Origin of the sequence: Pseudoteredinibacter isoporae (genome assembly GCF_011602085.1) — a bacterium.
Lineage (GTDB): Bacteria > Pseudomonadota > Gammaproteobacteria > Pseudomonadales > Cellvibrionaceae > Pseudoteredinibacter > Pseudoteredinibacter isoporae.
This window is the reverse complement of sequence record NZ_JAAONY010000001.1, coordinates 603,922-625,709: the sequence shown is the minus strand read 5'-3', so window position 1 is coordinate 625,709 and position 21,788 is coordinate 603,922. Positions and strand designations below refer to the sequence as shown.

Here is a 21,788-nt window from a genome sequence, read left to right as displayed (position 1 = left end):
GAGGGTTCGCGGTGAGAGAAACGTTTAGCGGTTGTGTTGAAGAAGCCTGGATCGATCTCAATCAACATATGAATATGGGCTACTATTTAGTGGTCTTTGATTTGGCGACCGCCAATTTTTATCGCGATCTGAATATCGGTGGAGTCTGCCATTTGGAAAGCGGACAGACGATTTTTTCTATTGAATCTCGGATTTGTTATCGCAAGGAATTACGTTTGGGCGAGGCCTTTGTGATTCACAGTCAATTATTGGGCTTCGATCATAACAAGGTACACTATCTGCATAAGATGCTCACGGCCGATGAATTGGAGTTGGTCGCGATGAATGAATGCATGTCGATTAATGTGGATGAACGCAGTCGCAAATCGACGCCGTTTAATGAGGCCAGTGTGGCGGGTTTGCGGAAGGCGCGATTTGAGGATGAGGGGCTTGAAGTGGACCCTTGGGTGGGGCAGAGTTTGCGTCAAATTAAATGGCCGGTGGAGTAAAAGCCCTCCAATCGTAGTTCTTTTCCCAGCCAGTTTAAATCCGAGTTAGTTTTCCGTTCCGAATGCTGCATCCATGCAGCGACCCGTTCCATCCAGGAGCCTAGTCACTACAAACTAACTCGGATTCAAACTGCCTTACACCGCAACGTCTACATGAATTCCAATAGTAAGTGCTTTCAGATTCACAATAAGGTACTTTGTCGATATCGCATTGACTAAAAAACTCTGAGAATAATAACTATGTCCCTGTCGAAACCCATTCCCTTAATTGGTGCCGTTGGCTCTCCCTATACCCGCAAGATGTTATCGCTGCTGCGTTATCGGCGAATTCCACATAATATTATTTGGGATGACCCTTCTCTTGTTCTGGACGAGATGGGAATAGAGAAGCCGAAGATTCCGTTTTTGCCGACCTTTATTTTTGAAGACCAAGAAGGGAAGTTGGAAGCGACGTGTGATTCTACGCCGATTATTCGCCGGCTGGAGGACTTGCAAGCAGGACGTTCGGTCATTCCGGATGACCCCGCACTGGCGTTTATCAATTATCTTCTTGAGGATTTTGGTGATGAGTGGTGCACGAAGTTTATGTTTCATTATCGCTGGCATTTTTCGGAAGACGCAGACAATGCCGGCACACAATTGCCTTTGTGTCGGGATGTGACCCTGCCCGATGATGCCTTGCAGGAATTCAAGCGCTTTTTCAGTGAACGACAAATCGGGCGCCTGGGGTATGTGGGCTCCAATAACACCACGGCACCCATTATTGATCGCTGTTACCGTCGCTTTTTACGTTTGCTGGAAGCGCATTTTAAGGCGCTGCCGTTTTTGCTTGGCCATCGTCCTGGCTCGGGTGACTTCGCCATCTTCGGACAACTCACTCAACTGGTAGGCTTTGATCCCACGCCACGTGCAATCACCCATCAAGTATCGCCACGCACGGTTGCCTGGACAGGCACGATGGAAGATCACAGTGGGCTCGATCTTGAGAAAAATCATTGGGCTGAACTGGAGTCTTTGCCAAACAGTCTTTATGAAATTCTTAAGGAAGTGGGCCGCAGCTATGTGCCGGCATTGCTCGCCAATGCCCAGGCTCTGGTGGCCGGTGAGAAGGAATGGGAAACGGATATCGACGGTCAGCGCTGGTCCCAGCGAAGCTTTCCCTATCAGGGCAAATGTCTCCAGTGGATCAATGAGGAATACCACAAACTCAGCTCAAACGATCAGCAAAGAGTGGATTCCTGGATTGCAGGTACCGGTTGTGAAGCGTTATTGATTCCACAGCCGTAACGTCGATACAGGCGGCTGTCTGCTTGCCCCAAGTCTCACCTCAGTTCACTACCTCCGTAGTATTCCGCGGTATTGTTATCACAGTGCTTTGATCACTCTACTATTGACTCTCTTTTCTTTATGGGAAACAATGTTTCCCATAAGCATAAAAATTGAATGTTATTAGCTGGTGATCTCTATGTTGGATGTTCTCTTCTATTTTGCTCTGGTCGTGGCGGTGATTCTCACGATCGGGGAAACCCTGGTATTGGTCAAAACCGATAAGTACTGGCCGCTATCGCTGGATGACTACGCGGTATGTGCCCTGTTGGCGTTCAGTGCTTTCAATGTAACCGACATCTTCGGTTTGGTGCTGATGCTGGTCGCTTGGGCGTTTATGGCCGGTAATTTGTACGCGATGCTGTTCACCCGCATGGACCCAAACGGCGGAACCCGGGAACGTCTGGGGGCCTTGGCTGTGCTATTGCTGTGTGCACTGGCCGGTGGGGCGATGACGGCATTGGAACTGATCGATCTGAATTCTGCGGTTTAACACCAGGATAAGCGAAAAGGAGCTGCCTGATATGAGTACTTTGAATCCGGCTCAAGTTGAGCAATACAAAGCCCAGGGCTTTATCTGCCCGGTGGATATTTTAAGCCCGGAAGAAGCCAGGGTAAGCCGCGCACAGTTAGAGGCTATGGAGGAGCTGCAGGGCAAGCCCATGGACCGAATCCAGTGCAATAAAACCTATCTGCTCTACGATTGGGCGGATGAGCTGGTCCATCACCCCAAGGTGCTGGATGCTGTAGAGGCTTTAATTGGCCCGGATATCCTCTGCTATATGACCAACCTCTTCACCAAGGAGGCCGGCACTGGCAGTTATGTGTCGATGCACCAGGACGCCGCCTATTGGGGTGTAGATGCCGATGATGTCGTGACCGCCTGGATTGCCCTCAGCCCCGCCACAGCGGAGTCCGGCGTGATGAAGGTCGAGCCCGGCAGCCATACCCGTGAGCGCTCCCAGGTAAACACCTATGCCAAGGACAATCTGCTGACCCGCGGCCAGGCAATTCCGGATGCCGAGTTGGAACCCGAGAAGCAGGTGTATATGGAGCTGGAACCCGGGCAGATGTCCCTGCACCACTTTATGCTGGTGCATGGCTCAGACCCGAACCAGAGTGATGACCGCCGTATTGGCCTGGCGGTCCGCTATGTGGCGGCCACGGCAAAGAAGATCGGCAAGCCAGAGTCGGCGCTGTTGGTGAGGGGAGAGAACAAAGGCAATTTCCTGATGGAAACGCGCACAAAGGGCTTGGGCAAAGGCGCTCGCACAGTGGAGCATATCCGTGCCCTGCGTCGCCAGCTGCACAACATTTTTGAACCCAATGAGCAGGCCGATTGGAAGGAACGCCTGCGCCTGCGCATCACTAAAACCGCAGCGATCGGCCTGAGCTATATCAAGGAGTTTTCGGCGAAGTTAGCGTCGTAAACCGGATATTTCCGTTCAAGCTATTTGCCAGGACAAGTAAGACTAGGAGGCTTTCTTGTCCTGAGCGTCGGTTTTTTCCTGAATCAGCGGACGCCCGCTGAGTTCGGTTTTCTTACCCTGAAAACGCTCGAAAAAGGCCTGATGGGCCGACAGTGAGCAGGCATCTTCCCGGTGGGCATAATCGTGAATCCACTGGGTCAGCATTTCCAGGTTCTTATCCTGTGAGGCTTTACTGGAATATTTGTGGGGTTCCCAGGGGCGAGCCTGAGCATTCGCCACACAGTCTTCGATAGGCAGGTTCAGAAAGATCAGCTCATTGGCATCTTCTTCCATCAGTTCCAGCAGATCGGCGTAACAACCTTCGATCACCCAGCCCTCATGTTGCTCAACGAAATCGGTAATCAAACCCATGGATTCGTCCAGGGGCATGCGTTTGGGAGGCAGCTCGGGTAACCAGGCAACCGTGTCCAAATCCAAATACCCCAGGCCTTCCGTGGTCGCTAAGTAATTGGCCAATGTTGATTTACCGGAACCTGAATTTCCGGTGATAAGCACTTTTCGCAAAACTATTTCCTAAGACAAATCCATCAAGCGGCGCGAGTATAGCCGAGTCACTATGACACTTTTGTGTCATTGTTCGAGCTTTACCCGACAAGGCGCGTAGCTCAACTTAAAGGCGGTAGATTCTAATCATTGAAGGTAAATCTGGCCTGAACCAGAGGCTTTTATTTCACCTCGATGAAGGTATAGAGCCACATTTAGAGCCTGTCAATTTCATCAGACCGGGCTCAGGCACCCCGAGTTCCGTGCCAAAGCAACAACAACCCACAGAACCCCGCCGGTCCGGGAACGGGCTTCTGTATTGCCCAACCCAGAGCTACAATAAATAAACCATCCATTCCGAATTTCTTCAGTAACGGAAGCTCACTATGAAACTGATTGGTTCAAAACCTTCTCCCTATGTTCGACGTCTGCGTCTATGGTTAGCCGCAGAGGACTACGACTATGTACAGCTGGACATATTAGGCCCCGAAGGACGAGAGGCCCTGCGCCAACACACACCCGCCATGAAAATTCCGGTACTGATTGATAGCGAACACACGGTATACGACTCACGTGTCATCTATGAGTACCTTAACCAGAAACTGAAAAAAGAGCGCTTGAGCTGGGAACAACAAAATACTCTGACACTCATTGACGCCGTGAATGATTCCTTTGTCATCATGATCATGATGGATCGCTCCTGCATCGATAACAGCCAGGATATTCTGATTGCCAACCTCCAACGTGATCGCATCGAACAAACACTCAGCATACTGGAACAAAAATGTCAGGGCGGAGAATTCAGTCAGTGGCAGTATCCGGCGATTTGTCTGTACTGCCTGCTGGACTGGATAGAATTCCGAGAGCTCTATGAGCTTGGCGCCTATCCAGCGTTACAGGCATTTAAACAGGCCAGTGAGGCACAGCCGATGGTCAACGACACCGATCCCCGAGTGTAAAACCTGATTAAAAGCCTCATCAAAAATCCGCCCAACGCTCAAGCACAATATGAAAACCTTCGCTTGGCTTGGGCTCAACAAAATGCTGTGTAACTTGTTCAAACATTTCTTGGGTATCCGTCGCCGCCCGCTCTGGTTGTTCAAGGCGTCGTTGGGCAATTTGTTTTAAACAGTCCTCATCACTCAAGGCTAAATAGACCAGTTTATGTGGCGCATTCACTTCCAGAAAAATACTTCGAAGCCAGGCGCGTTGAGCCAGAGTATTGGCGGGGAAATCCATGACAACATCTGTACCCGTGCAAAGAATGGATTGCACCATCGTTTTCATCTGGGGTTTTAATCTCGCCGATCGTTCAATATAACTTTCCAGAGATTGAATCTGGTCAGGGTATAGGGCCGCCAACCAGTCATCTTCAGAAAGCAGAACCGAAGCGCTTTCTTCCGCCAACTGCTTTGATGCGGTTGATTTACCTGCGCCCATTTTGCCGCAGAACAATGTGAGTGTGCCTACCGGGGTTTTCATTTTGCCTCCTTCAAGGTGTCATGAGACTTTCATGGCCCAGAGGCAGATACAAAAAACCCGCCTCGTGGGCGGGTTTTGTTCATTCAGTCAGACACTAGCAAACCCACCATTGATGTTTAATGATGGTAATAATCAGGCTAGTGTTGTGTGGCTGTGTCATAAACGGGTTCATGCTGATCATACTGGGTGACAAATCGCATCTTGTCAATGCTTAAGCGTTCATCCGTGGTTCTTGCTGGGTCGCGCAATGAATACCGCCACCGCCAGCTGCAATACCATCGATATTCAGCATAATAATCTCGCGTTCGGGAAATAAGGCTTGCAGCTTGTTTCGGGTATCCCTATCGCTTCGTTTATCACCAAACTCAGGCGCAATCACGGCACCATTGCACACATAAAAGTTAATATAGCCCGCTGCAAAATCATCGTGGGCGAAATCTTCCCGAATATGAGACGGTGCTTCCAGCACCACGACTTCAAGGCGACGACCATGGGCATCTGTAGATTCACGTAAAATCTCCAGATGGCGTTTGGTGACAGCGTGATCAAAAGAGTCAGCATCCGGTTCATAGGCGGCAACTACGGTTCCGGGTTTGGTAAACCGGGCATAAAAATCCGTATGCCCATCGGTAATATCCTTACCTTTAATACCGGGCAACCAGATAATCTTCTCAAGACCTAACAGCGCTTTTAATTCCGATTCCACCTGGGCCTTTGAAATGCCTGGGTTTCGATTTGCATTCAACACACAGCTTTCGGTAATTATCGCCGTACCATGGCCGTCGACTTCAATACCGCCACCTTCCAGGATCAGCGTTGACGCTATAGCGTTAGTCCGACTGGCGTCGGCGACAAAACCTGCAACCAGCGCATCTTGCTCGTGACTTTGCTTTTCACCCCAACCGTTGAAGTTAAAATCGATGGCCGCTTTACGACCATCGTCAGACAATACAAACACCGGACCCGTATCGCGAATCCATAAATCGTCGATCGGGCAGGGCAGCAACTCGACCTTTTCTCCCATCAAATCCCGGGCAATTTCAAGATCCGATTCACGCACCAACATGGATACCGGTTCAAACTCGGCGATGCTCAACGCGATATCCGCAAGGTTTTGCTGCACAACCGGAAGCAGCTCAGAACCCCAGATTTCCTCGCTGGCACCGAAGGCCATCCAGGTACGTTGATGTGCTTCTGCCTCATCGGGCATATACCAATTCCCGACCGCTGCTTTCATAGCCAACACCTGATGTGCTCCACCAAATAAACCTATAGAGGAAACAAGCCCGAGACCTTTAACAAACGACCTTCTTTTCATTGCCATGCCATATTACGTTTAACGATTGGTACACTAGGTACGTTTGCACTTGGCGAGATACTTATCCAACTGATTGGCAAACGCCTGTTTTTCTTTTGCCCCCAGCGGCGGTGGCCCACCACTCTGAATACCACTGGCACGCATGGTATCCATAAAATCCCGCATATTTAAACGCGCACCAATATTGGCCTTGCTGAAAGGCTCTCCCCGAGGGCTCAGCGCCTTGGCGCCTTTCTCAATGACTTCCGCGGCTAATGGAATGTCCGACGTAATCACCAAATCGCCCTCGGCGCAGCGCTGAACAATCTCATTGTCCGCCACATCGAAACCGTGGGAGACCTGTACGCTGCTGATAAATTTTGACTTGGGCACAGGGATATACTGATTGGCAATCAAACAGCAGGGCATTTCAGCGCGATTCGCCGCGCGGAACAAGATTTCTTTAATGGCTACCGGACAGGCATCGGCATCGACCCAGATTGTCATTGGGGAGGGGTTCCTGAATACATATTGAAGTATTAATCATACCCGATCTTACGCTGGGTATTTAATTTTTTGAGGCGTTATATTCATTCAATTGGCTACTTACTGCAAAGTCAATGTATTGATTAATCGACATATTGCGCTTTTCTGCCGCCTCTGCTGCGAGTTCATAGGTTCCTAAGTCCAGCTTAAGCTCCACAACTTTTGGTTCTCCATTCAGGCCTATAATCCCAACCAGAATCACCACTAGCAAAGCAAATGATGTCCTAGCCCATACTCTACTCATTTTCTCATGCAGGCACTTTGATTTCAGTACAATTTGCCGAGATAAGAATAATAACAACCCTACCGATAAAGCAAACGTTAAAAACATAAGGAATTGACTAAAATATAAAGGGTTTTTCATACGAATGCTTTCAATAATTACAGGTATGGAAAACCCCATAACGATAAAAAATGCGGGCGATGAAAATTGTGATATACGCTTGGAAATATGAATATTCTGTTTGACCAAAAGACCCTGTTTCGGAGATATTGCTACGGAAGCGAGCTCTATCAATGTCATACAAATCAATAGAGTGCTTATACTTGAATAGGGAATATGGTCAAAAAGCAACTCTGACAAATATCCTCTTTCCATATGTGCAGGTAAACTAAGCTCGTCAAAAAACCACATTGCATAAGACAATAAAAAGCCAAAAGCCGTAAAAAATGGGAAATCGTCTTTATCCAAGACATTTAAAATACGCACAAAATCACCTTAATAAGGACTGGGAATTTCAATATTTTTAATCTGGGTATGCAGGAATTTGGGAAATCAACAGAATGGAGTATTGAACGAAAAATTATAAACTTTGAGCTAGGTAATAACAGGCAATATCTTAGAGAGCGGTATAATTTCTGGTGTACAAGTTGATAGCTCAGATGACCGCACCCAAGGGTAAGGAAGACCCGAAGCCCAGGACATCAACTCACCTTCTTCAGTATTCGAAAAAACGATCATATCTTCAATCACTATCGTTAACTTATCCACGAGACATAAATCGTCATTGCAAAAGCGCCACTGATAATCTCCGTAACCGACACGAACATCCCCGGTAGCCTTTTCAGACATCGCCACAAACCATCGGCAATCCAGGGAATTTTGTTTCTCTATCACCGAATCACTTAGGCAAAAGGTATAAATATTCTCATAGGTTTTATTGAAGTCTCTAACCAGTGTTTTGGTGATTTCATCTCTACCCTGGGTTACCGAGGGGAAATCAATAGCACCGGTGTTTACTTCCATTTCGAGGGTAGCCTGTTCCGAAAACACACGGTTCATCAGCTGTGGATTATTATCATCTTTCGCTCGTATATAGCGTCGAATGATATTTTCGATATCTATCTTCATTCGTCGTATCCAGAAGAATCCCTGTTGTTCTTTAACCCATACACTTCGAGTAACTGTCGGTATCAATATCAATCACTTCTACCGTTATTGAACAACGACCCAGATTAAGTCCTTTCACCTCTTTAAAAACACTTTCCGAAAATGCTTCTTTCTGTTCAAGGGTTCGACCGGATAGCAAGCGAAGTTGCACGTGGACGAAGTCGGTTTTTTCGGGCCCGGTCATGTACTGATCGTAAGCAATGCAACGCGCTTTGATATCGCTGCCGTCGGCTTCAAACAATTCAGAATTTAAGGTTCCTTGAAAAACAGCATTTAACAGTTTGTTTCCATCAATGGATGATGAGTGCTCGGCAATACAATGAGGCACAGTTTGCTCCTGAAAATAATCAATCACTGCTGGGAAGGTGAGACAGCTAATGTATTGCTTTTCTGTGAAGCTTACAAGGCAAAGGAGGGCGTTTAACTTTTTGGGTTTCGGCAAAAAACAGCACAACGCCCAAAACCTAACATAGCGTAAGCCGCCAGCAAGGCACTTAACATGGAAATAGGCGGGAAGTAGGCGGGCCATTGATCAGGGCTTGCCCAGGAGCTGGACATGGGCAAAAGATGCGCTAACAAGGCCAGGGAAGCCAGTGCTTTAATCAGGTTATTCAAACGCTCAGTTTGCAGGCGATAAAAGGCATAGCTGCCAAGCGCCCCCGCCAGTAGCATAATATTGCCAAGCAAATTCAGTTTTTGCCCGTCGTAGAATTTTGCGAAATACGCAGGATTCAACAAGCCGATGGATAACAGAATATGCAGAATCAGTGCATGCCATGCCCAACGACCATAGCGGGCAGAACAATTTGCGGATTGCTGATCTTGCGGTTCTTTTTTTAGATTTAAGGAGTAAAACGCCGAAGCCGCCATGCAAGCTGCGATGAAAAAACTCACGCTTTTGTTGACGATAAACACTGGCCACTGCTCCAACGCTACATCGCCGAACACGATATAGCGCAGGGTGGCATAGGCCAGACAAAAAAGAAGGACAACAATCGGCATGGCTTTTCTGTATCTCACTCTTCTTTCTGTATGTCGCGGAGCCGTTATTGCTCTAACTCAAAGGCAAGCAGAACATTGCCGGGCAATTGACCGAACATACTGTAACCGGAGTTAATAAACAGTTTGTCTTTGCCCAACACGGCACCGTCGACATCAATCGCCCCGCCATGAGCAGGAATACCATTTACTGTGTTAAACGGCACAGCGGTTTTGGTTTGCCAAAGAACCTTGCCATCACTCATGCGGTAGGCAGCGAGTTTGCCATCCAAACCTGCTGCGAAAACCAGCCCAGGTACCGCACTGGGCGCAGCGGATAAACCGTAATACCAGGAGCAGGCGTAGCGATCTTCGAGTTTGCGTTTTTTGCCACTGCGTACTTGTTCCAGGCCAATCTTGGGAGCGTAGGCCATATCGAATTCGCAACCACGCTCGGCAGGATTGGCCCATTCCACTTTGCCACTATCTATATTCAGACGATAAAGGCCTGGCTTGGGTGTGTAACCGGGGATATCGCGTTCTGGATCGGCCAGGGGAACATAAACTGAATTTTTATAAACCGTCATACCCCAATGAATACCACCATTGGTGGTGCCCATACTCAAGCGCTTGCGCCAATAGAGTTTTCCGGTATCAGGATTTAAGGCAAACACCTCGGAAGATTTTTGACCGGCTAGCAACACCGGACGACCGTCGCTCATATGATGCAGAATCATCGGCGCCCCGAAATCAAAATCCGGCCCCATATCTTCCGGGCAGGCTTCGCCGCCGTTCAGACAAGCCGCATTCCAGATATCATTGGCCAGGGCCTGGAATTTCCAGCGCATTTTGCCCGTCATCATCTCAAGCGCAATCACTGAATCGCTGGTATCGGTAGCGGGTTTCGATGTGTTTTCACCCGTACCGATGTATACCAATCCTCGCTCGGCATCGATAGTGGGTGTTGTCCACACCACAGCACCGGAAGGCCCAAACTTGGGCACACCGCTGGCGGTTTTACCCAAAAGCTTGGCCTGTTCGGTGGCGTGCCATTGCCATTGGGTTTTACCGGTATTGGCATCCAGAGCGATCACCATGCCGTGGGAACGACAACAGGGATATCCGGGCATTCCCGCGGCAGCCACTTCAAAAGAAGAAATCGGTACGATCAATTGCGCACTTTCTTTTTTCTGGCCCTTAACCATACCTTTAAAGAACGCCGGCGTACCGGTAATTAGAGAAGTGGGAAAAACACCCAGGTTTTCTTTCCAGATCTGGCTGCCGTCTTTTGCACGCACAGCGTAGACATTGGCCAACTCGTCGGCAAAAAACAAAACCCGCTCACCAGCAATATCACCCAGCACAATACTTGAGCGCACGCCTGCCGCTGTTTGCTTCTGCCATTTAATGCAACCTGTGTCAGGGTCCAGCGCCATAACATGGGCGCTTTTACTGCCGACATACAGAGCATCTTCGGTATACACCGGCTGGTTGCGCATATCGTTCACCTTCTGAAAACCAAAGGCCCACTTCAATTTAAGCTTGTGAACATTATCCGGTGTGATCAGGCTGTTTTCCTGCAAGCGACTGTTGAATTTACCCATGCCCCAGTCGCCACTGATCACTTCGCTATTGGCTTGGGTATTCACCGGATACTTGTCACAGCGATTGCTTTCCAGCCAGGTATTGTCAACTTCACCACCACCGGACAGATATTCCGATACCCAGCTGCGTTCATCTTTGCTCATCGCCGCAGCCTGAGGCTGCATACGGCCGATGGAAATTGTCAGCATAATCTGGCTTTGGCTGAGGCGTTTTAAATCTTCGACTTTGGGCGCTTTGTCCAAACCTTGATCATGGCAAGCGGCACAGTATTTTTTATAGAGTTGTTCACCTTTTTGGGCATTGCTCATTTCACCGGCATGCAGGTTACTGCTCAGTACGGCGGGAATCAGGGCACTTAAGGTCAGGGCTAATCGACTCAGGGTTTTCATCGGCATACTCGTTTTATTGATGCTGTACTTATATTTTTATTGCGGCTGTTTCAGTTGAAACCATCAATCGGGCAAGGCATAGGCGAGGATGTAATCGCCGGTGCCACGGTTAAACATTTTGTGGCCGCCGGCCGCCAGGATGACATACTGTTTGCCATCAATTTCATAGCTCATCGGCACGGCCGTTGCATCTACCGGCAGTTTGGCAGTCCATAACACTTTTCCACTCAGGCTGTCGTAAGCGCGAAAACGTTTGTCCATTGTGGCGGCAATAAACGTTAAGCCACCGGCTGTGGTCATGGAGCCGCCTAAATTGGGTGTGCCCCAATTAATATCGAAGGGCACAGGAAACGGTGCCATATCGTGAATGGAACCCAAAGGCGATTCCCAACGCACTTCGCCATTGCTCATATCGATGGCCACCATTTTTCCCCAAGGTGGTTTGGTGCACGGGGCACCCAAAGGTGAAGTGACCGTATCGGTTATCACCATATAAGGAGAATCTTTCATGGTGACTTTCATTTCACTGCCATGGGCAACGATATGATCACCCGGATTATTAGCATCAATCGGCTTTAGCTGACCTTCAAACGGTGCCGTATTCAAATTCACAAACAATAGATTGCGGCGCGGCCAGAAACTGGCGCCTCCCCAATTTGCGCCACCCAGACTTCCCGGCAGCATTAAGGTTCGTTTTTCAGATAAGGGCGTGAACAAGCCTTCGCTATGAAGGGAAGCCAAACGCTTTTCACAGGCATTTTTATCGAACCACAACATGCCGAAGGCATCTTTTTTGGGATCGATATTGGCATTAATCAATGGTCGAGGCTTTAAAGGAAACGGCTGGGTCGGAGAGCTGTATTCACCAGGTATCGTGGATTGAGGCACTGGACGTTCTTCCTGGCCAAACACCGGCTCGCCGGTTTCCCGGTCAAAGGTAAACACCAAACCCTGTTTGGTAACTTGAATCACGACCGGGCGCTTTTTGCCGTCTTTTTCAATGTCCACCAATACGGGTGCAGCAGGGGTATCGTAATCCCACAAATCATGATGCACGAGCTGCTGGTGCCAGACCACCTCACCGCTTGAACCCCGCAGGGCAACAATGGAATCCGCATAGCGATTGTCACCGGGGCGCATCCCACCGTAAAAATCCGGTGAGGGACTGCTGGTAGGAATAAACACCAGATCCCGTTCATTATCCACCGACAATGGCGCCCAAGCATTGGCGCCGCCTGCAAAGTCCTGAGGAGTTTTGCCTTCGACTTGAGGCCAGTCCCTGGCCATGGGATGATCATTGCTGTTCGGAATTGGGTCGAAGCTCCAACGCTGTTCGCCACTCAAAGCATCAAAGGCAACAACCGTACCCTGGGGCGCATGGGATTCTGCAAAGTCGATAATGGCAGAGCCCACAACAATGTTGTTGCCTACCACAACCGCCGCCGAGGAATTGTTTACATAGTCAGGTTGATAACCGGCCGCTTTATTGTATAGCGCAATTTCGCCGTTCTCACCAAAGCTCTCGCAACGCTTGCCTTTGTTCGCATCGATAGCGATCAAACGGCGATCGTGAGTTGCCACAAATAAACGGCGGCCACAATGTTTATCCTGTTCGCTCGCCTCCGGATGCTGCCAGTAGCTAACGGCTCGACAACGCATGGGACGATTGCCGCTTAAATTTACCTTGGGATCAAACGACCAACGCTCTTTTCCTGTCTTAGGATTTAACGCGATCACACGATTAAATGGCGTACAAAAAGCCAAATGCCCACCGGCTTCTTTGGGTAACAGAATAGGCGTCACCTGAGTCGAGGTGCGAGACATATGCTCAGCCATGTGTTCGCTGTCACCAGTGCGAAACTGCCAGGCCAGCGCCAAATTTTTTACATTACTGCTGTTAATCTGACGCGAATCTGCAAAGGCGGAAGCGCCTTCATTGGCGCGATAATGCAACCATTGTTCAGCGTGCGCTTCCAGGCCGGAAGCACTTGCAGAGAATAGCAAAACAGCAAAAGACAATTTCCAATGACGATTCATAACTCAGTTCTTTTTAACGCTTGCTGATCACGGTAACTGCTTGACGATTTTTAAGGTGCCCAGACCTTTGAAGGCTTTGGTAAACTCCAGCACCCAGCCCAATTCTTGTTCACTGGCTATATAAGTGGCGGTGCGACCTTCGCCGCCATTGTCAGATTGCATTTGCAATTGGAAGCCGGCAGACATTAGGTGAGCTTGCAGTTGATCGTGTTCTGGCAAGCGCCCCAGACTGAAGTGGTGTGCACCGTCACCATGCTTGCGCAAATAATCACGATGGGGTGTAGGGCCTGCAACCGGCTGGAGCAATTCAATTTGCAAATCAAACCATTGTCCGTAAGCCACATGCACCTCGCTGTAGGCCTTGCCCACCGCACCCAGATATTGACCATTGCTGGTCATCGGCGGTTTAAAATCCACAAACACCCAAGGACCCAGGCCCAATAATGTTTTCCAGGCTTTAGCGGTGTTATCAGCGGATGCGACGATGATGCCAATTTGCGCCAGACGCGCATTGTCGAGAGGCGGAGCATTTTCCAGTGCCTTTGTGTTCACCACGCCCCAGAACAGATCTTCAGCTGGGGCTCTTTTCGCTGTACTTAAATACACGCCCAGTTGAGCGTAACTGTCCAGCCACTTTTGCTGATAGGCATTGCGGCTTTTTAAGTGGCTGTTATCTGCAGTCGCACGTTCAAACACAGGTAATTGATTGGCTTCTTTCCCTTGCAGATATTCTGGCGATACCTGTACATGGAAAATACCTGGGCCACGTTCCTCAAGAAAATCAGCCACCTTGCTCTTGCCATAAAGTGGCTGCAGTAAATCAAAATGCTTACCTTTAAACCGAGCGCGGGCAATGCGTATCGCGCCCGCCTCAACATTCACGTCCATATACTTCCATTGCTGAATACCCAACGTCTGTTGGTAGGCAGGTAATGCACTGGGGATGTCATTGACAACCACTCCCACACCAAGAATGGGCGATTCTGCGGCCCAACTCCATTGGGCCAGTAAACACGTGATCAGTACGGCAATCTTCTTCATGATATTTCCCTTTTCTTTTTTCCCCTAAGCCCTAGCGAACCGACACTTCAGTTTTCGTGGCCTTAACACGTTCGCCATCAGTGGGCTTTACGCGGATAAGTGTTGGCTGCCCGTCTTCAATTTGCCAACTCGGGAAATGAGAATTAGAGGTATAGATCGAACCGTCTTCCCCCACTTCGATATCGCGCGTAAAGGTTCGTTTGCGCGGCATGGGGTAAACCAGCCATTCTTCTTTGTCGATATCAAAACTGAAAATGGTGTCCGACTGATTGCCGTTTACCCATACCATTCGGCGGGGGCGATCGATATTCAGTGAGTAAGGCAACTCATTCACCACGGGTAAATCGTACATGGTGAATTTTTTGGTGCGTGGGTCATACTTCGCCAGCTGGGAATCCTGGAAAGCCACAATCCACAAATTATTATCGGCATCGACGCGCAGGCGACGCGGACCTTTAAAAGGTGTCTGAATCATCGATACTTCATCGGTTTCCGGATCGATAAAGCCGATATCATCACCATACAATCGGGCAAACCAGATCTTCCCGTCAGGTGCGACATCAATACCGTAAGGCATCGGCACACCGGTAGACTTGCGATCAACCTTTGGCAAGGGGCGATCTTCTACATCCAGGCTTAAAATAAAGGGAATGGATTTGATGATCATCCACTCTTTAAAAGAGCGGGCTGGCAAATTATAGATTTTGAATTCTTTTTTATTTCGATCCCAGCTCGCCACCTGGGAAGACACCGCCAGAGTAAACCAGATACGGCCTTTGCCATCCGCACGAATGGTATGGGGATAGTAACCATCGTCCATTTTATGGGTGGTAAATTCTTTGGTATGGGGATTAAATTCTATCAAGGCTTGTTGCATGGACGGGGTAATGAATATGTGCCCATCTTTTGGCGAGACCGCAAAGGAATGCACCCCCATATAGTTGTACAGTTTGGGAATCATTTCACCAAAGCGATTTCCCAGAATGCCACCCAGCTTGGCGTCTTTTTCGTGGGGAACGACGTAAACTTTGTAGTCGCCGGTCTCAGGGTTCACCTCATAAATGCGATCTTGCAGATTATCGCCCACATACACAAAGCCATTCGGGTGCACCAGGAAGTCGTGCATTTGCGAAAAGGCATCGCCAATCGGATATTCGATGATTTCAACATCGGATAATTTTTCAGACCATGGGCGAGGCTCTACCAGCTTGTCGGTATTGGCATTGAGTTTTTTATACTGACGGCTCAAAACCGCAGCCAAACGTTCTTTATCTTCATCTGCGACACGGGCACCGTACTTGCCCATACGATTGATAATGTCCAACCATTGTTCAGGACTGCGTTCGGCACGCATAAAGGCTGAGCCTTGCTGATGACAAAACGCACAGTTCAGTTGGAAATGCTTTTTCAGTTCCTTATCGCCCTCGAAGTCCATGGAGTTAATCCACACATTGCTGGGCTTGGCATCAGCCAGGGCTTTTGGATCGCTGATGGCTTCCAGACTGATGGTGATTTCGCTGTCGGCATCCTGTTGCCTCAGCAATCGGTCCTGATACCCCGGTTTGCGCACTCGGTAAGTTACCGTGCCGGTACTGTCCCCCAGGCCATCGAACAGCACCTTGCCGTCTTTATTACTGAAGCGGTTATGTTCCAGCGCCATTTTATTGGCCACGCCATGGGGGCTGTAGCCGTTATCACTTAAATCCTGCGTGGGCTTATTGTCCAGAATACGGCTCACCATAGCGGTGGGCAGGGGGGTTCCGTCTTTATCGGTAACGGTGATCTCGGGCTTGGCCAACGCGATTCCAGAAAAGGACACAGCACTGCTAAGGGCAAGGGCTATCAGGGCTTGGGGCTGAAGGCGCATACGGGGCTCCTCTCGTTCTTTATTGTTCTGAGGGCTCAAATACTAGCAATCTTCTGGACTTTCGTTTGACATTTAAACACATACGATTGACACTTAAGACCATGTCGACACAAATCATCAGCCCGTTGCAGGTAAGGGCCAGCAATTTATACGGTTTTGACCAGGCAGTACGCAGCCTAGGGGGCGATCACCGGCCCTTATTCGAGGAGCTGAATCTGGACCCGGGCCTGATCGAGCGCCCCAATGATTTGTTCGCCTTTGTGGACTTTAACCGGCTGCTCAATCTGGGCGCCGAGCGCCTGGATTGCCCTTACTTCGGCGTGTTGTGCGCAAAGATGCACGAAAGCGCACCCTTCGATACCTTTTTACAAATCATCAAGCGCAGCCCCAATCTTGCCGCTGCCCAGGTGCTCTCTGATCGCTACCGTGGCTTGGAATCCGAAGTGACCTTTTTTAAAGTCGTCACAGAACAAGGGCTGGCCATCGTTCATCGCTTATACAATGCGCCCTTTCAGTTTGATACTCGCCAACACCGATTTTTTACCCTGACTCGCGCATTTGTCTTGGGTCAGTTATTGCTGAAAGAAGATTGGCGCCCGCAATCGGTGAGTTTTTCTTTTTCCCAACCGGGGCCCGGGCCTTTTGAACGTTTATTCGGCACACCGGTGTACTTCAATCGCGAAGCCGACAGCTACTGTTTTCCAGAAGAGGATTTGTATCGCCCACTGCTGAGTTCCGATGAGGAGCTACTCGACATTTTGCAGAGCCATGCGGAACAACTGAAAAAACATTTTGAGCTGGGCGGAAAACTGCAACCGGTTGTACGCAAACTTATTCAACAGGGTCTGAGTAGCGGCAATGCGGATTTACATCAGATTTCGATTCTGTTGAAAATGCACCCACGTGCACTCCAACGAGGTTTGATCAAAGAAGGGATTACCTTTAAGGCCCTGTTGCTGCAAACACGAATGGAGATTGCCCAGGATTTATTGTTGAACTCGGATATATCGCTGACGGAAATTTCGGAATTGATTGGCTACAGCGAACTGAGTGCTTTTTCACGCGCCTTTAAACGCTTTCTGAATTTATCCCCCGAAGATTGGAGAACCCAGAAGCTTAAATAATCGTGAATGCCCACTACTGTCAGAGAAAACATCAACGTTTACAACTGACAGTAGCGTATAAAAATACGAACCATTAACGGGTGTGCAAACCACACTCGCGATTGGCCAGCGCCTTGGTAGGATCGTAATAGTTTTCTTCATTCGGCAAATCATTTTCCTGCAGATAGTCTGCCAGGGCTTCATCGCTGTAATGGAAGAACGGAGACACTTTAATCACACCGTCACTGCTCATGGACACAATATCCAGAGTCTGGCGTAAAGCGGTTTGATGCTTGCGCAGATTGGTAAACCACACTTCGGGTTTGTGTTCGCTCATGGCGCGATTAAATGGCTCGAGTTTAAACTGCTCGGTAAACTCAGCATGTTCAGGCTCGTCTACCATGGGGATACCCCCCATTACGGCGTCGCGTCTTGCCGCACTCACCTTGGGCGTGTACACATCCAGATTCAAATCAAAACGTTTGATCACTTTATCAGCAAACTGGTACGTCGCTTTCAGAGCATAACCGGAATCGATCCAAACAACCGGAACACTTGGGTCTTGCTCAACCACGGCGTGAATAATCGACGCTTCACCCGGGCCAAAGTTGGTGGTTAAAATTGATTTTTTACCCAAACCCAGTGCCCACTTTACGATTTCGGCTGGGCTCGCGGAGGCTAATTCTTGGTTGATCGCCTGGAGATCCATGATTCTATTACCTTACTAAAACAAGGTGGAGGATGGTAAACCAAGGAATTGTCGATGCAAAATGACCTTTAACCATAAGTTAAAGGCTTTTAGCTATATAGGTCGTCAAAATGCGAATCAAGACACCTGCATGACTAACTCTTATATACCGACTCTGGTAGAATTCGGGGCAATTGCCACCCTAGTTAAGCTGTAGATGGGGGCAGCCTGTGTTAACCCTGAGAAATGCAATAACAATATGGCTAGCCTGATCAATGTCCAGAGCAAACAGCTCTGTCACTTATTACCACATCACACCTTTGGTCGCCGGGAAGATAAGGTCGACACCTTTCTCGATGCACCGCAGATTTCCAAGATCCATGCGTCTATCGAGTGGGATGGTTGCCAGTGGTTGCTGAAAGACATCAGCCGTAACGGTGTGTGGGTGGATGGCAAGAAAATTGAAAGCCAGCAAAATTACCCTATTCAAGCCGGGCAGTTGATTCAGTTTGTCAGTAAAGAACTGCGTTTTCTGGTCGAAGACACCTCGGCGCCAGACAGTTATATCGTGCCACAACACAGCCGCGACGGTGCAATTCCCATGCGCGAGTTGATGTTGCTGCCCGATGACGAGAATCCCAAGCTGGCCTTGCACCTGTCGCCAGACAATCACCAATGGTTGCTGGAATCTTTGGATGAATCCCATGAGGTGAAAGAACTCAAACACGGTGATGAAATCTCTCTTGGGGATCTGCGCTGGGTACTGCACCTCACCGACAAGTCGAATTCTCCTACCGTAGTGATTGATGCCGACTGGTCCGTGGATAACTTCTTGTTCCGCTTTAACACCACCCAGGACGAGGAAAATACCAGTCTTGCCCTCAGCAACGGCAGTAATCAATGCGATCTCGGTGAGCGCAGCCACCATTATGTGCTGCTGCACCTGGCACGCTGTCGCGCAATCGATGAAGCCAAGGGCATTGGTGAATACGACCAGGGCTGGATCGATAACAATCTGCTGTGTCGGGAAATGGGTATGGATCTCGCCCATATCAATATTCAGCTTTATCGCCTGCGCAAGCAGTTAAGCGATGCCATGCCGGATTTGATCGGCATCAATAAGCTGGTTGAGCGCAAGCGCGGCAAGTTGCGCTTTGGCCGGGCGCCATTCCAGATATTCAAAAGTGGCGAGCTGCTAACCGAGCTGAAGCGCGCGGTATAACCTCTTCCACCCCAATGCTATTTCCCGTTCGCTTGCTGTGTAAAAACTCGTAAAGCTGCGGGAGTTTGCCTCCATTTGCAGTGATTCATCGTCTAACATCGGGAATACATCATTTATGGAGTCGACTATGTTAAAGACCACTACTACCAATATTGAAGGCCAGCCGATTGATCGCTATTTGGATATCGTTGTGGGTGAAGCCATTTTGGGTGCGAATATCTTCAAGGACATTTTCGGCATGGTGCGCGATGTTGTCGGTGGCCGTTCAGATGCCTATGAGAAAGAAATGGGCAAAGCCAGAGAAATTGCATTTCAGGAAATGGAAGCCAAAGCCCGCGCTGTTGGCGCCGATGCCATTGTCGGCGTCGATATTGATTATGAGGTTGTCGGCCAGGGCGGCAGCATGATGATGGTCAGCGTCAGTGGCACAGCGGTTAAGTTGAAGTAAACAAAAACGCCTAAAAAGCTACAAATACAATAAGCTGGGTGTGGGTAGTGTTTCGGAGTGACTAGGCTCCTGGATGGAACGGGTAGCTGCATGGATGCAGCATTCGGAACGGAGAAACACTGCCCACTCCCGGCTTATGATCAGGTCGGCACTGAACCGGCAATATCACCAAATACTATCCGCTCTGCAATCCCTGACTGACACTCAAATAGCGGTTTAATACCGCATCGACAATCTCGGGTCTGGCTTGCTCGGGCGTTCCTGAGCAAAAGGGCGCTTGGGGGTTGTACTCCAGCGCCAGCTGCACCGCTTCAGCCACATCTCGACCTGCAAGGTTTTCCAGCAGGGCCAGGCCAAAATCAATTCCCGCAGTCACACCACCCCCGCTGGCAACCCCGTCATCAATCACATAACGCGCTTTCTCCACCTCAACGCCCATGGTTTTCAATGCATCCAGGGCCGCCCAGTGCGTAGTGGCACGCTTGCCTTCCAGCAGGCCGGCAGCCGCTAACACCAGAGAACCCGTACAGACGCTGGTAACCCATTGGGCGTTTTGGGCTTTGTCTTTCAGAAAGCTCAACACGGTTTGGTTTTCCATCAGCTCCAGGGTAGGCAGGCCGCCGCCAGGTACAAAGAGAATGTCCGGGTCACTGAAGCAGTTATCAAAACTGTGGCTGGGCATAATGCCGGCTACCGTATCCGTGGGCACCACTTCATGGTCTTGCCAGACGACTTGTATCTCGGCCTCTGGCCATTGGGACCACACCTGCAGCGGACCCAGAAAATCCAAAGGGGTCATGCCGGGGTAGATCAACATCAGTATCTTCATGGTCAACTCCTCTATGCGCTCTGATTTGAGCCTCATGCTTAAGATAAGCTCACCATAGCAATTGCAGGAAATGGCCGTTATGATAAATAGATGTCAAATTCTGCCAAACAGATTTACATTCTTTGTTACCCGGGCTTCCAACTGCTGGATGTAGCCGGGCCTGCGGACGTCTTTGCCCAGGCCAATGAGGAACTGGGCCGCACGGTGTATGAACTGCACTATATTGCCGAGCAAGAAAAACTCTCCAGCGCCTCGGGCCTGCACATTGTTTGCGAGCCTCTGTCGACCTGCCGGGCACCTTTAGACTATCTGTTCGTTCCAGGTGCTAACGCCGAACCATTGTTTGCCGCCAGTGAAAGAGCGAGCTTTATTGCCTGGCTTGCCCAACATGCAGCTCGTGCCAATACCTTGTGCTCTGTGTGCAGTGGCAGTTTGCTGCTGGCCAAGGCGGGCTTGCTGGAAGGAAAACGCATAACCAGTCATTGGGCAGCCCTGTCTCATTTGCAGCAAATGTGCCCAGCCAGTACCGTCCTGGAAAACAATCTCTATGTGAATGATGGCCAGCTTTGGACATCGGCCGGCGTGCTGGCGGGGGTCGATATGGCACTGGCATTGGTGGCGCGCGATCACAACCACTCGCTTGCATTGAAGATCGCCAAAAACCTCTTGGCGTTTATGTTCCGGGATGGACACCAACCTCAGCTATCATTGCCAATCAGTTTGCAGGAAAAAGCGTCGGATACCAGTTTGCTGAGGCTGATCAAGTGGTTGCAAGATAATTTAGCCGAGCCCATCAATGTCGAAAAGATGGCCGACTATATGGCCACCTCGGTACGCAGCCTGCATCGCTATTGCCAGGAAAACCTGCAACTCTCACCCGCAAAACTGTTCAATGAACTAAGACTGGAACAGGCAAAAACATTACTGGGCGACAAAGATATTCCCATTAAACAAATAGCCAGTGAATGCGGCTTTGCCGACAGCTCCGCCTTTTCAAAGGCCTTCAGTCAGAGGCATCAGCTTTCGCCGCTGCAGTATCGACATCGTTTGTATGGGGCTTAGGTGGTTCTGCTTTATAT

At 49.4% G+C, this 21,788-nt stretch carries 23 protein-coding genes; 9 read left to right on the top strand and 14 right to left on the bottom strand.

Annotated elements, in window-relative coordinates:
- Positions 1-11: 11 nt before the first annotated feature.
- The 4 genes from G8768_RS02680 to G8768_RS02665 all read left to right on the top strand — a co-directional run bounded on the left by G8768_RS02680 (position 12) and on the right by G8768_RS02665 (position 3,244).
- The gene (locus G8768_RS02680; protein WP_166851754.1) at positions 12-488 is read left to right on the top strand and encodes a thioesterase family protein; all 477 of its coding nucleotides are present in this window, start codon (positions 12-14) and stop codon (positions 486-488) included.
- 240 nt (positions 489-728) lie between these two features.
- Positions 729-1,775, top strand: coding sequence for a glutathione S-transferase N-terminal domain-containing protein (locus G8768_RS02675; protein WP_184679346.1), 1,047 nt, complete (start codon positions 729-731; stop codon positions 1,773-1,775).
- Positions 1,776-1,953: 178 nt separating this feature from the next.
- Complete coding sequence (locus G8768_RS02670) at positions 1,954-2,307, top strand: hypothetical protein (RefSeq protein WP_166851757.1); 354 nt, start codon at positions 1,954-1,956, stop codon at positions 2,305-2,307.
- Positions 2,308-2,338: 31 nt separating this feature from the next.
- Positions 2,339-3,244, top strand: a complete 906-nt coding sequence (locus G8768_RS02665) for a phytanoyl-CoA dioxygenase family protein (RefSeq protein WP_166851760.1) — start codon at positions 2,339-2,341, stop codon at positions 3,242-3,244.
- A gap of 42 nt (positions 3,245-3,286) precedes the next feature.
- Here G8768_RS02665 and G8768_RS02660 read toward each other — a convergent pair whose 3' ends face one another.
- Positions 3,287-3,799, bottom strand: coding sequence for an AAA family ATPase (locus tag G8768_RS02660; RefSeq protein ID WP_341800989.1), 513 nt, complete (start codon positions 3,797-3,799; stop codon positions 3,287-3,289).
- 374 nt (positions 3,800-4,173) lie between these two features.
- Between G8768_RS02660 and G8768_RS02655 the strand changes: the two genes are divergently transcribed.
- Positions 4,174-4,746 carry a glutathione S-transferase family protein gene (locus G8768_RS02655; RefSeq protein ID WP_166851766.1) on the top strand — a complete coding sequence of 191 codons (573 nt, stop codon included), beginning with the start codon at positions 4,174-4,176 and terminating at the stop codon, positions 4,744-4,746.
- Between the two features lie 19 nt (positions 4,747-4,765).
- Here G8768_RS02655 and G8768_RS02650 read toward each other — a convergent pair whose 3' ends face one another.
- From G8768_RS02650 to G8768_RS02600, 11 genes are all read right to left on the bottom strand, one after another.
- A complete protein-coding gene (locus tag G8768_RS02650; protein ID WP_166851769.1) occupies positions 4,766-5,269 on the bottom strand; it encodes a P-loop nucleotide/nucleoside kinase family protein in 504 nt (167 codons plus the stop codon).
- 211 nt (positions 5,270-5,480) lie between these two features.
- Positions 5,481-6,506 carry an agmatine deiminase family protein gene (locus G8768_RS02645; RefSeq protein WP_243749348.1) on the bottom strand — a complete coding sequence of 342 codons (1,026 nt, stop codon included), beginning with the start codon at positions 6,504-6,506 and terminating at the stop codon, positions 5,481-5,483.
- 114 nt (positions 6,507-6,620) lie between these two features.
- Positions 6,621-7,073: a YaiI/YqxD family protein gene (locus tag G8768_RS02640; protein WP_166851775.1), complete on the bottom strand. Its 453-nt coding sequence runs from the start codon at positions 7,071-7,073 to the stop codon at positions 6,621-6,623.
- 61 nt (positions 7,074-7,134) lie between these two features.
- A complete protein-coding gene (locus G8768_RS02635) occupies positions 7,135-7,821 on the bottom strand; it encodes a hypothetical protein (protein ID WP_166851778.1) in 687 nt (228 codons plus the stop codon).
- 108 nt (positions 7,822-7,929) lie between these two features.
- Entirely contained in the window at positions 7,930-8,463 is a 534-nt protein-coding gene (locus G8768_RS02630; protein ID WP_166851780.1) for a nuclear transport factor 2 family protein, read from the bottom strand.
- Positions 8,464-8,494: 31 nt separating this feature from the next.
- A complete protein-coding gene (locus tag G8768_RS21225; RefSeq protein WP_166851783.1) occupies positions 8,495-8,830 on the bottom strand; it encodes a 5-carboxymethyl-2-hydroxymuconate Delta-isomerase in 336 nt (111 codons plus the stop codon).
- 92 nt (positions 8,831-8,922) lie between these two features.
- Entirely contained in the window at positions 8,923-9,522 is a 600-nt protein-coding gene (locus G8768_RS02620) for a hypothetical protein (RefSeq protein ID WP_166851786.1), read from the bottom strand.
- A gap of 26 nt (positions 9,523-9,548) precedes the next feature.
- On the bottom strand, positions 9,549-11,474 hold the full coding sequence (locus G8768_RS02615; protein WP_166851789.1) for an outer membrane protein assembly factor BamB family protein: 1,926 nt from the start codon (positions 11,472-11,474) through the stop codon (positions 9,549-9,551).
- Between the two features lie 63 nt (positions 11,475-11,537).
- The gene (locus tag G8768_RS02610; RefSeq protein WP_166851792.1) at positions 11,538-13,511 is read right to left on the bottom strand and encodes a pyrroloquinoline quinone-dependent dehydrogenase; all 1,974 of its coding nucleotides are present in this window, start codon (positions 13,509-13,511) and stop codon (positions 11,538-11,540) included.
- 27 nt (positions 13,512-13,538) lie between these two features.
- The gene (locus G8768_RS02605; protein WP_166851795.1) at positions 13,539-14,552 is read right to left on the bottom strand and encodes a VOC family protein; all 1,014 of its coding nucleotides are present in this window, start codon (positions 14,550-14,552) and stop codon (positions 13,539-13,541) included.
- Between the two features lie 31 nt (positions 14,553-14,583).
- Entirely contained in the window at positions 14,584-16,419 is a 1,836-nt protein-coding gene (locus G8768_RS02600) for a virginiamycin B lyase family protein (RefSeq protein ID WP_166851797.1), read from the bottom strand.
- Between the two features lie 101 nt (positions 16,420-16,520).
- On the opposite strand from G8768_RS02600, the gene G8768_RS02595 reads away from it, so the two are divergent.
- Positions 16,521-17,543: a helix-turn-helix transcriptional regulator gene (locus G8768_RS02595; RefSeq protein ID WP_166851800.1), complete on the top strand. Its 1,023-nt coding sequence runs from the start codon at positions 16,521-16,523 to the stop codon at positions 17,541-17,543.
- A 73-nt stretch (positions 17,544-17,616) separates the two neighbouring features.
- Here G8768_RS02595 and G8768_RS02590 read toward each other — a convergent pair whose 3' ends face one another.
- Positions 17,617-18,231 carry a phosphoadenosine phosphosulfate reductase domain-containing protein gene (locus G8768_RS02590; RefSeq protein WP_166851803.1) on the bottom strand — a complete coding sequence of 205 codons (615 nt, stop codon included), beginning with the start codon at positions 18,229-18,231 and terminating at the stop codon, positions 17,617-17,619.
- 238 nt (positions 18,232-18,469) lie between these two features.
- Between G8768_RS02590 and G8768_RS02585 the strand changes: the two genes are divergently transcribed.
- Entirely contained in the window at positions 18,470-19,432 is a 963-nt protein-coding gene (locus G8768_RS02585; RefSeq protein ID WP_166851807.1) for an FHA domain-containing protein, read from the top strand.
- 127 nt (positions 19,433-19,559) lie between these two features.
- The gene (locus G8768_RS02580) at positions 19,560-19,880 is read left to right on the top strand and encodes a heavy metal-binding domain-containing protein (protein ID WP_166851811.1); all 321 of its coding nucleotides are present in this window, start codon (positions 19,560-19,562) and stop codon (positions 19,878-19,880) included.
- Positions 19,881-20,055: 175 nt separating this feature from the next.
- On the opposite strand, the gene G8768_RS02575 is transcribed toward G8768_RS02580, so the two are convergent.
- Positions 20,056-20,709, bottom strand: a complete 654-nt coding sequence (locus tag G8768_RS02575) for a DJ-1/PfpI family protein (protein ID WP_166851814.1) — start codon at positions 20,707-20,709, stop codon at positions 20,056-20,058.
- Positions 20,710-20,799: 90 nt separating this feature from the next.
- Here G8768_RS02575 and G8768_RS02570 point away from each other — a divergent pair, with 90 nt between their 5' ends.
- The gene (locus tag G8768_RS02570; RefSeq protein WP_166851817.1) at positions 20,800-21,771 is read left to right on the top strand and encodes a GlxA family transcriptional regulator; all 972 of its coding nucleotides are present in this window, start codon (positions 20,800-20,802) and stop codon (positions 21,769-21,771) included.
- Positions 21,772-21,788 lie beyond the last annotated feature (17 nt).

What these genes read in the sequence shown, in the direction of transcription:
- G8768_RS02650 (WP_166851769.1), bottom strand. Translation starts at nt 5,269, where the DNA reads ATGAAAACCCCGGTAGGCACACTCACATTGTTCTGCGGCAAAATGGGC.
- G8768_RS02615 (WP_166851789.1), bottom strand. Translation starts at nt 11,474, where the DNA reads ATGAAAACCCTGAGTCGATTAGCCCTGACCTTAAGTGCCCTGATTCCC.
- G8768_RS02605 (WP_166851795.1), bottom strand. Translation starts at nt 14,552, where the DNA reads ATGAAGAAGATTGCCGTACTGATCACGTGTTTACTGGCCCAATGGAGT.
- G8768_RS02585 (WP_166851807.1), top strand. Translation starts at nt 18,470, where the DNA reads ATGGCTAGCCTGATCAATGTCCAGAGCAAACAGCTCTGTCACTTATTA.
- G8768_RS02665 (WP_166851760.1), top strand. Translation starts at nt 2,339, where the DNA reads ATGAGTACTTTGAATCCGGCTCAAGTTGAGCAATACAAAGCCCAGGGC.
- G8768_RS02570 (WP_166851817.1), top strand. Translation starts at nt 20,800, where the DNA reads ATGTCAAATTCTGCCAAACAGATTTACATTCTTTGTTACCCGGGCTTC.
- G8768_RS02670 (WP_166851757.1), top strand. Translation starts at nt 1,954, where the DNA reads ATGTTGGATGTTCTCTTCTATTTTGCTCTGGTCGTGGCGGTGATTCTC.
- G8768_RS02675 (WP_184679346.1), top strand. Translation starts at nt 729, where the DNA reads ATGTCCCTGTCGAAACCCATTCCCTTAATTGGTGCCGTTGGCTCTCCC.
- G8768_RS02595 (WP_166851800.1), top strand. Translation starts at nt 16,521, where the DNA reads ATGTCGACACAAATCATCAGCCCGTTGCAGGTAAGGGCCAGCAATTTA.
- G8768_RS02580 (WP_166851811.1), top strand. Translation starts at nt 19,560, where the DNA reads ATGTTAAAGACCACTACTACCAATATTGAAGGCCAGCCGATTGATCGC.
- G8768_RS02645 (WP_243749348.1), bottom strand. Translation starts at nt 6,506, where the DNA reads ATGAAAGCAGCGGTCGGGAATTGGTATATGCCCGATGAGGCAGAAGCA.
- G8768_RS02600 (WP_166851797.1), bottom strand. Translation starts at nt 16,419, where the DNA reads ATGCGCCTTCAGCCCCAAGCCCTGATAGCCCTTGCCCTTAGCAGTGCT.
- G8768_RS02630 (WP_166851780.1), bottom strand. Translation starts at nt 8,463, where the DNA reads ATGAAGATAGATATCGAAAATATCATTCGACGCTATATACGAGCGAAA.
- G8768_RS02640 (WP_166851775.1), bottom strand. Translation starts at nt 7,073, where the DNA reads ATGACAATCTGGGTCGATGCCGATGCCTGTCCGGTAGCCATTAAAGAA.
- G8768_RS02590 (WP_166851803.1), bottom strand. Translation starts at nt 18,231, where the DNA reads ATGGATCTCCAGGCGATCAACCAAGAATTAGCCTCCGCGAGCCCAGCC.
- G8768_RS02610 (WP_166851792.1), bottom strand. Translation starts at nt 13,511, where the DNA reads ATGAATCGTCATTGGAAATTGTCTTTTGCTGTTTTGCTATTCTCTGCA.
- G8768_RS02575 (WP_166851814.1), bottom strand. Translation starts at nt 20,709, where the DNA reads ATGAAGATACTGATGTTGATCTACCCCGGCATGACCCCTTTGGATTTT.
- G8768_RS02655 (WP_166851766.1), top strand. Translation starts at nt 4,174, where the DNA reads ATGAAACTGATTGGTTCAAAACCTTCTCCCTATGTTCGACGTCTGCGT.